We start from the raw sequence: 9,615 nt of genomic DNA on the forward strand, positions 1-9,615 counted from the left end.
CCGCCTGTCACCACACCCTGTCACCGCGATGTCACTGTGCACGTAGCGGAAACGCGGATCGGGGCCGGAAGGTTCCCGGGTTGTCCGGGCACCGGCCGGCCACCGACCCTACCGTCAGTGAGTCCGTCACCGCATCGCCCGGCTGCGGACGGGCCCGTTCACTTCGCGCGGATCCACTGTTCCATCACCGTCAGCAGGTGATCGGTGTCCACCGGCTTGGTGACGTAGTCGGACGCTCCGGCCTCGATGCTCTTCTCCCGGTCGCCCTTCATGGCCTTCGCCGTCAGCGCGATGATCGGCAGCCCGGCGAACTGCGGCATCCTGCGGATCGCCGCCGTCGTCGCATAGCCGTCCATCTCCGGCATCATGATGTCCATCAGGACGACCACGACGTCGTCGTGCTGTTCGAGCACCTCGATGCCCTCGCGGCCGTTCTCCGCGTACAGCACCGACAGCCCGTGCTGCTCCAGCACGCTGGTCAGGGCGAAGACGTTGCGGATGTCGTCGTCGACGATCAGCACCTTCTCGCCGCTGAACGTCCCGGTGAAGCCGCTGTGCGCCAGCTGCTCGGCGACCTGCACCATCGCCCCCGGCTCCGGCGGCGCCCCGGCCTGCAGCTCCGGCCGCACCAGGGCCTCGCCCTGGGCGGCCGGCAGCGCCGCCTGCGCCTGGCCGGCCGCCTGCGCGGCCCGGCGGCGGCGCAGGAAGAGCCCGGCCGCCTGGCGGGCCGGCGACTGAGGCACGCCGCCGCCCTCGGCGAAGGCGGCCTCGCCGGCCGGCTGGGGGTAGCCGTGCGACGGCAGCTCGCCCGGGTTCAGCGGCAGGTACAGGGTGAACGTCGAGCCGCGGCCCGGTTCGCTCGCCGCGTCGATCTCGCCGCCCAGCAGCCGGGCGATCTCCCGGCTGATGGACAGGCCCAGGCCGGTGCCGCCGTACTTGCGGCTGGTCGTGCCGTCGGCCTGTTTGAACGCTTCGAAAATGACGCGCATCTTGCTCTGGGCGATGCCGATGCCGGTGTCGGTGACCGAGAAGGCGATCATCTCGGCGTCCGCGTCGCGCAGGGAGCCGGCCTCCAGCAGCTGTTCGCGGATGGCGTCGGGCACGTCCCGGCCGGCCGGGCGGATCACCAGCTCCACCGCGCCGGTGTCGGTGAACTTCACCGCGTTCGACAGCAGGTTGCGCAGCACCTGCAGCAGCCGCTGCTCGTCGGTGTGCAGGGTCGCGGGCAGCTCCGGGGAGACCCGCACCGAGAAGTCCAGGCCCTTCTCCGCCGTCAGCGGCCGGAAGGTGGCCTCCACGTAGTCCACGAGCTGGACGAGGGCGATGCGGGTGGGACTGACGTCCATCTTGCCCGCCTCGACCTTCGACAGGTCGAGGATGTCGTTGATCAGCTGCAGCAGGTCCGAGCCGGCGCCGTGGATGGTCTCGGCGAACTCCACCTGCTTGGGCGAGAGGTTGCCCTCGGCGTTGTCGGCGAGCAGCTTGGCCAGGATCAGCAGCGAGTTGAGCGGGGTGCGCAGCTCGTGCGACATGTTGGCCAGGAACTCGGACTTGTAGCGCATGGAGACCGCGAGCTGCTCGGCCCGTTCCTCCAGCACCTGCCGGGCCTCCTCGATCTCGGTGTTCTTCACCTCGATGTCGCGGTTCTGCCGGGCCAGGCGCTCGGACTTCTCCTCCAGCTCGGCGTTGGAGATCTCCAGCGCCTTCTGCCGGTTCTCCAGCTCCGCCGAGCGCTCGCGCAGTTGCTCGGTGAGCTCCTGCGACTGCTTGAGCAGCATCTCCGTCTTGGTATTGACGCTGATGGTGTTGACGCTCGTGCCGATCATCTCGGCGATCTGGCTGAGGAAGTCCTTCTGGATCTGCGTGAAAGGCTGGAAGGACGCCAGCTCGATCACGCCGAGGACCTGCCCCTCGAACAGCACGGGCAGCACGATCACATGGGCCGGCGGCGCCTCGCCCAGACCGGAGGCGATCTTGAGGTAGCCCGGCGGCACGTTCTCCACCAGGATCGTGCGCTTCTCCTTGGCCGCCGTGCCGATGAGCGACTCGCCCGGCTTGAAGGAGGTCGGCATCGAGCCCATCGAGTAGCCGTACGAGCCCAGCATCCGCAGCTCGTACGCGTCCTCGCCGCCCTCGCCCTCGTGGGCGCCGGTGGCCATCGCCAGGAAGAAGGCGCCGTGCTGTGCGGAGACCACGGGGGTCAGCTCGCTCATGATGAGCCCGGCGACGTCCTCCAGGTCGCGGCGGCCCTGCATCAGGCCGGAGATGCGGGCGAGGTTGCCCTTGAGCCAGTCCTGTTCCTTGTTGGCCAGGGTGGTCTCGCGCAGGTTGGCGATCATCGTGTTGATGTTGTCCTGGAGCTCCAGGATCTCGCCGGCCGCATCGACCTCGATCTTCAGGTTGAGGTCGCCGCGGGTCACCGCGGTGGCCACCTCGGCGATCGCGCGCACCTGCCGGGTGAGGTTGCCGGCCATCTCGTTGACGGACTCGGTCAGGTCGCGCCAGGTGCCGTCGACGTCCCGCACCCGCGCCTGACCGCCCAGCTGGCCTTCCGTACCCACCTCACGGGCCACCCGCGTGACCTGCTCGGCGAAGGAGGACAGCTGGTCGACCATCGTGTTGATGGTCGTCTTCAGCTGCAGGATCTCGCCCCGCGCATCGATGTCGATCTTCTTGGTCAGGTCGCCCTGCGCGATGGCCGTGGTGACCATCGCGATGTTGCGCACCTGGCCGGTGAGGTTGGACGCCATCGAGTTCACGGACTCGGTGAGGTCCTTCCAGGTGCCCGAGACGCCGGGCACCCGGGCCTGGCCGCCGAGGATGCCGTCGGTGCCGACCTCGCGCGCCACGCGCGTGACCTCGTCCGCGAACGACGACAGCGTGGTCACCATCGTGTTGACGGTGTCGGCGAGCTGCGCGACCTCGCCGCGCGCCTCCACCGTGATCTTCTTGGTGAGGTCGCCGTTGGCCACCGCCCCCGCGACCTGCGAGATGTTGCGCACCTGGGTGGTCAGGTTGCTGGCCATCAGGTTGACGTTGTCGGTGAGGTCCTTCCAGATGCCGGTCACGTCCCGCACCCGGGCCTGACCGCCCAGCTGGCCCTCCGTACCCACCTCACGGGCCACCCGCGTGACCTGCTCGGCGAAGTCCGAGAGCTGGTCGACCATGGTGTTCACGGTGGTGACCAGCTCGAGGATCTCGCCCTTGGCGTCGACGGTGATCTTCTTGGACAGGTCGCCCTTGGCGACCGCCGTCGTCACCTCGGCGATGTTGCGGACCTGGCTGGTGAGGTTGTTGGCCATGAAGTTGACCGACTGCGTCAGGTCCTTCCAGGTGCCCGAGACGCCCTGCACCTCGGCCTGGCCGCCCAGGATGCCCTCGGTGCCCACCTCACGGGCCACCCGCGTGACCTGCTCGGCGAACGACTGCAGCTGGTCCACCATCGTGTTGAGGGTGTTCTTCAGCTCCAGGATCTCGCCGCGCGCATCCACGTCGATCTTCTGCGACAGGTCGCCGCGCGCCACCGCCGTGGCGACCTGGGCGATGTTGCGGACCTGGGCGGTGAGGTTCTCGGCCATGCCGTTGACCGAGTCCGTCAGGTCCCGCCACACGCCCGCGACGCCGGGCACCTGCGCCTGACCGCCGAGGCGGCCCTCCGTACCCACTTCGCGGGCCACCCGTGTCACCTGGTCGGCGAACGAGGAGAGCTGGTCGACCATCGTGTTGATGGTGTTCTTCAGCTCCAGGATCTCGCCGCGCGCATCCACGTCGATCTTCTGCGACAGGTCACCACGCGCCACCGCCGTCGTGACCTGGGCGATCTGACGCACCTGCGAAGTGAGGTTGCCGGCCATGAAGTTGACGGAGTCGGTGAGCTCCTTCCAGGTGCCGCTCACCCCGTCCACCCGGGCCTGACCACCAAGGCGGCCCTCGGTGCCGACGTCCCGCGCCATGCGCGTGACCTGGTCGGCGAAGGAGGACAGCTGGTCCACCATGGTGTTGACGGTGTTCTTCAGCTGGAGCATCTCGCCGGAGACGTCGACCGTCACCTTCTGCGAGAGGTCGCCGTTGGCGACGGCCGTCGTGACCTGCGCGATGTTGCGCACCTGCCCGGTGAGGTTGCGCCAGGCGGTGTTGACCGAGTCGGTGAGGTCCTTCCACGTCCCCGCCGCGCCCGGCACCTGCGCCTGACCGCCGAGTTCGCCCTCGACCCCGATCTCCCGCGCCACGCGTGTGACTTCGGAGGCGAAGGAGGACAGCTGGTCGACCATGGTGTTGACGGTGTTCTTCAACTCCAGCATCTCGCCGGAGACGTCGACCGTCACCTTCTGACCCAGATCGCCGTTGGCGACCGCCGTCGTCACCTGCGCGATGTCGCGCACTTGCCCGGTGAGGTTGCGGAAGGCGGTGTTGACCGAGTCGGTGAGGTCCTTCCACGTCCCCGCCGCGCCCGGCACCTGCGCCTGACCGCCCAGCAGACCCTCCGCGCCCACCTCGTTGGCCACCCGCGTGACCTCGTCGGCGAAGGTGCGCAGCGTCTCCGTCATCTGGTTGATCGTCTCTGCGAGCTGCGCGATCTCGCCGCGCGCGCTCACCGTGACCTTCTGTGACAGGTCGCCGCTGGCCACTGCCGTGGTCACCTGGGCGATGCCGCGCACCTGGGCCGTCAGGTTGCCGGCCATGAGGTTGACCGAGTCGGTGAGGTCCTTCCAGACGCCGGCCACGCCCGGCACCTGCGCCTGGCCGCCCAGCTCGCCCTCCGTACCGACCTCCCGGGCCACCCGGGTGACCTCGGAGGCGAAGGAGGAGAGCTGGTCCACCATCGTGTTGACGGTGTTCTTCAGCTCCAGCATCTCGCCCGCCACATGGACGGTGACCTTGCGGGAGAGGTCTCCCTTGGCGACGGCCGTCGTCACCAGCGCGATATCACGCACCTGGGCGGTCAGTCGCGAAGCCATCGTGTTGACGGAGTCCGTCAGATCCTTCCAGGAACCGGACATACCGCGCACCCGGGCCTGCCCGCCGAGCTTGCCCTCGGTCCCGACCTCGCTGGCCACCCGCGTCACCTCGTCGGTGAACGCCGACAGCTGGTCCACCAGCCCGTTGACCGTGCGCCCCACCTTGAGGAACTCGCCCCGCAACGGGTGCGCGGCACCGTCCGGGCCCGCCGAGCGCAGGTCCATCCGCTGCTCCAGGTCGCCGTCGGCCACCGCCGACAGCACGCGGCCCACCTCCGACACCGGCCGCACCAGGTCGTCGACCAGCGCGTTCGCCGCGTCGATCGCCGACGCCCAGGCGCCCTGGCAGACGCCGGTCTCCAGCCGCTCGGTGAGCCGGCCCTCCCGGCCGACCACCCGGCGCACCCGCGCCAGCTCCCCGGTCAGCTGCAGATTGCGGTCGGCGACCTCGTTGAAGACCGCCGCGATCTGCGCCGTCACCCCGTCGCCGGTCACCGTCAGGCGCTTGCGGAAGTTGCCGTCCCGCATCGCCTCCAGGGCCGCGAGCAGCCGGTTCAGGGAGGCGGTGTCCACCTCGGTCGTCCCATTGGAACGGGACCGTCCGCCCTTCGCACGCGTGCTTGCAGCCCGCGCCGCCGCGCCAGACTCCACCGTGTCCCTCCCGCAGGTTCGATCATCCTCGTCGGGCTTTCCCTTTCCGGGCTGCTCAGTGTTTCACCCATGCCCGGCCAGGCCATAACAGTCGGCAGCATCGCACACGGTGCCCCGGCACTCCCAAGTGTGGAATCCCTGTGCACCGGCATCCGCGCACCCGGCGGAGGTAAGTAACCTGGCATCCGGCCGGGCAATGGAGGGGCGCTGCACATGCGTGAGCAGATCGCCGAGAGGAACACGAGGAGACCTGTGATCACCGCGCGGGCTGCCGCCACCTTCGAGCCGGTCGGACGCTCCGTCGCCGCCGCGCGGGCCTTCGTCCGCGACACCCTCCAGGGCTGGGGCTTCCCCGATGTCATCGACGACGCCGTCGTGCTGACCAGCGAGCTCGTCACCAACGCCGTCGTCCACGCCGGCACCGCCGCCGAGGTCCAGTGCATCCGCAGCGACGGCGGCGTACGCGTCGAGGTCTCCGACCGCTACCCCGAGCGCGAGCTGCCCGTGCACACCCCGGGCCGCGCCACCGGCGGCCTGGACCGCGAGGGCGGCCGCGGCCTGCTGCTGTGCTCGGCCATCGCCGCCCGCTGGGGCGTGGAGTACACGGCCGCCCGCAAGACCGTCTGGTTCTGCCTCGACCTCGCCGACCGCCCCGCCGGCACCCGCTCCGCCGGCCCCGCCCTGCCCACCGAGGCCCTGCCCGTTGCAGAGACCCGGGTGCGCGTCGCCGTCGTCCAGATCGACGGCAGCGGCGCCATCGGCGCCTGGAACGACGACGCCCACGAGCTCTTCGGCTTCCCCGCCAAGCAGGTCCTCGGCCGGCCCCTGGCCGACCTCGCCGCCTGGCCGCACACCCCCGGCACCTCCACCGGCATCGAGGAGGCCCTGCGCCTGTCCCGCTGGGAGGGCTCGTACGGCATAAGGGGCGCCGACGGCCGCATCATCCCCGTCTACGCCTCCCACCTGCGCGTCCGCGACACCATGGGCGCCCCCTCGACCGTCTGCCTGCTCGTACGCGACGACGAGCGCGCCGTCCTGCAGAGCCCGCTGCGCAGCAGCGCCACCGACACCTCCAGCAGCGAGCGCGGCAGCACCGACCCCTTCGAGGTCTTCATCGGCTCCCCCGCCCCCGACGACCTCGACGGCCTGCTGCAGCGCACGGTCGAACGCGCCCGCGACATGCTCGACGGCGACTCCGCCTACCTCCTGCTCGCCACCGACGACGAGACCGAGCTGGAGGTGCGCGCCTCCACCGGGCTGCCCTCCACCCGCCAGCGCTTCGCCCGCGTCCCCGTCGAGGCCGGCACCGGACGCTACGGCTCCGCCCGCATGCCCGCCGTCCACGACGACCTCAGCGCCGTGCCCGGCGCCGTCCCCCTCCTGGCCGACACCGGCATGCGCTCCGTCGTCACCGTCCCGCTCAAGGTCGAGGGCCGCCTCACCGGCTCCCTCGGCGTGGCGGCCGAGGCCCCGCGCCGCTACGGCAACGAGGAGGCCCTGCGGCTGCAGTTCGCCGCCGACCGCATCGCCCTCGCCGTGGAGTCCGCCCGCCTCGGCGAGCTCGAACGCCTGCGCCGCGGCTCGCTGTCCTTCCTCGTCGAGGCCTCCGACCTGCTCGCCGGCACCCTCGACCGCGACCAGACGCTGGCCCTGATGGCCCAGATGACCGTGCCCACCCTCGCCACCTGGTGCGCCGTCTACACCATCGCCGACCAGAGCTCCGAACCCGAGCTGTCCTACGTGCTCCACGAGGACGAGGACCGCATCGACGGCCTCAAGGCCCTGCTGTCCAAGATCGCGCCCCCGGACCCCGTGCCCACCCCCGGGGCCCGCGTATGGACGGCCCCCACCGAGGCCGCCCACTCCGCCGCCCTGCGCACCTCTCTGCGCAGCCTGGGCCTCGCCGACTCCAGCGGCCACATCCCCGGCCCCGGCCCGTCCCTGGCCACCGCGGCCGCGGTCGGCGGCGAGACCGTCGTCCTGCCGCTGGTGGCCCGCAACCGCGTCATCGGCATGCTCACCCTCGGCAAGCCCACCGACGACCACTTCCGCCAGGAGATCCTCGAACTCGCCGAGGACCTCTCCCGCCGCGCCGCCCTCGCCCTCGACAACGCCCGCCTCTACAGCGAGCGCACCGCCATCAGCCAGAGCCTCCAGCGCAGCCTGCTGCCGCCCGAGCTCCTCCAGGTCCCCGGCGTCGAGGTCGAGGTCATCTACCGCGCGGCCGGCGAGGGCAACGAGGTCGGCGGCGACTTCTACGACCTGTTCCCCATCCGCGACGGCGCCTACGGCTTCGCCATCGGCGACGTGTGCGGCACCGGCCCCGAGGCCGCAGCCGTCACCGGCCTGGCCCGGCACGCCCTGCGCCTGCTCGCCCGCGAGGGCTTCGGCGGCCCCGCCGTGCTGGAACGCCTCAACGCCGCCATCCTGGACGAAGGGGCCCGCAGCCGCTTCCTCACCCTCCTCTACGGCGAGCTGTGGCCGCAGGAGGACGGCAGCGCGGTCCTGAAGGTCGTCTGTGCCGGCCACCCGCTGCCGCTGCGCCTGCGCCAGGACGGCACGGTCGAGGCCGCCGCCGACCCGCAGCCGCTGCTGGGCGTCATGGAGGACTTGGAGCTGTACGAGCAGACGGTCACCCTCGATCCCGGGGACGTCCTGCTGTGCGTGACGGACGGCGTCACCGAGCGCCGCGAGGGCACCCGCATGCTGGGCGACGACGGCCTCACGGAGGTCCTGACGACCTGCACCGGCCTGACGGCGGGCGCGGTGGCGGCACGCGTGCTGCGCGCGGTCGAACGCTTCGCTGCCGAACCGGCCTCGGACGACATGGCCATTCTCGCGATGCGCGTGCCGGAGCGTCAGGAGTGAAGGAGTGAAGGGGTATACGAAGAAGGCCCCCGCCGAATGGCGGGGGCCTTCTTTTTTTCAGAGCCCCAAAACGGAATCGAACCGTTGACCTTCTCCTTACCATGGAGACGCTCTGCCGACTGAGCTATTGGGGCTTGTCGCTGTCTTCCGGGGGTTTCCCCCTGTCGACGAGATAAAGCATACCCCATGTTCGTACGGGCTTTTGACCGCTCACTGTCGCCTCGCCGTCGCCTGCTGCTGCCGCTAGGCAGCGGCGGGGAGAAGGCCGCCGAGCGCATTGGCGGCGGAGACGATCCGCTGCAGCTCCCGACGGGACATCTCCCCTTCCAGCGGCAGCGCCAGGCATTCGCCGGCGGCCCGCTCGGTCTCCGGCAGCCACAATTCGGCGCGGAACAACGGGAGTCGGTGGACGGGCGTCGGTACGGGCACCCGGCACCGCACCCCGCGAGCCCGCAGCGCCCGGGCGAACGCATCCCTGTCGGGCCGCCCGTTGCCGGGCACGCGCACGACGTACGCGTGGTACTCGTGCACGGCACCGGGGGCCACGGACGGCGTCACGACGCCGGTCAGCCGTGCACCGAGATAGGCGGCGCCGGCCTGCCGGCGGGCGATCTCGCGGGAGGAGAGCACGTGCGCGAGCGGCGGGTCGGTGGGGGTGACGAGGGCGAGGCCCTTGTCGGCGGCGAGGAGCTGCAGAGCGGTCAGGTCGGCGGAGTGCCCGAAGAGTTCGACGGCGACGACCGCGGCCGTACGCGGGGTCACGGCGTCGGCGACGGCGGCCGGGTCGAGGCAGAGACTGACGGGGTCGATGTCCGCGAACACCGGTATCGCCCCGGTACGCCGAACGGCCTCGGCGGCCTCGGCAGTGGTCACGAACGACGGAACGACGACCTCGTCCCCCGGGCCGATTCCCGCGGCCGCCAGCTGAGCTGCTGTCCCAGTCCCCATGGCGCGGAGCGTGCCCAGGGGACGTTAACGAGGCGAAAACAAAAAAGCTCCGATGCATGAACCTGAGTTCACACATCGGAGCTTTTTGAAAATTTGTTCGGCGGTGTCCTACTCTCCCACAGGGTCCCCCCTGCAGTACCATCGGCGCTGAAAGGCTTAGCTTCCGGGTTCGGAATGTAACCGGGCGTTT

3 protein-coding genes, 1 tRNA gene and 1 rRNA gene are annotated in these 9,615 nt (G+C 70.6%); 1 reads left to right on the forward strand and 4 read right to left on the reverse strand.

All coding sequences use genetic code 11. The features are described 5' to 3' along the window. Nucleotides 1-158 precede the first annotated feature (158 nt). A complete protein-coding gene (locus tag AB0K17_RS23450; RefSeq protein WP_365984127.1) occupies nucleotides 159-5,609 on the reverse strand; it encodes a HAMP domain-containing protein in 5,451 nt (1,816 codons plus the stop codon). Nucleotides 5,610-5,822: 213 nt separating this feature from the next. Here AB0K17_RS23450 and AB0K17_RS23455 point away from each other — a divergent pair, with 213 nt between their 5' ends. Then, complete coding sequence (locus tag AB0K17_RS23455; protein WP_365966885.1) at nucleotides 5,823-8,477, forward strand: SpoIIE family protein phosphatase; 2,655 nt, start codon at nucleotides 5,823-5,825, stop codon at nucleotides 8,475-8,477. A 61-nt stretch (nucleotides 8,478-8,538) separates the two neighbouring features. On the opposite strand, the gene AB0K17_RS23460 is transcribed toward AB0K17_RS23455, so the two are convergent. From AB0K17_RS23460 to rrf, 3 genes are all read right to left on the reverse strand, one after another. Next, nucleotides 8,539-8,611 (reverse strand) — tRNA-Thr (locus AB0K17_RS23460). A gap of 109 nt (nucleotides 8,612-8,720) precedes the next feature. Beyond that, the gene (locus AB0K17_RS23465) at nucleotides 8,721-9,425 is read right to left on the reverse strand and encodes a DegT/DnrJ/EryC1/StrS family aminotransferase (RefSeq protein WP_365966884.1); all 705 of its coding nucleotides are present in this window, start codon (nucleotides 9,423-9,425) and stop codon (nucleotides 8,721-8,723) included. A 95-nt stretch (nucleotides 9,426-9,520) separates the two neighbouring features. Beyond that, nucleotides 9,521-9,615, reverse strand: a 5S ribosomal RNA gene (gene rrf, locus AB0K17_RS23470); the annotation flags it as partial.

Origin of the sequence: Streptomyces sp. NPDC049585 (assembly GCF_040675615.1) — a bacterium.
Lineage (GTDB): Bacteria > Actinomycetota > Actinomycetes > Streptomycetales > Streptomycetaceae > Streptomyces > Streptomyces luteosporeus.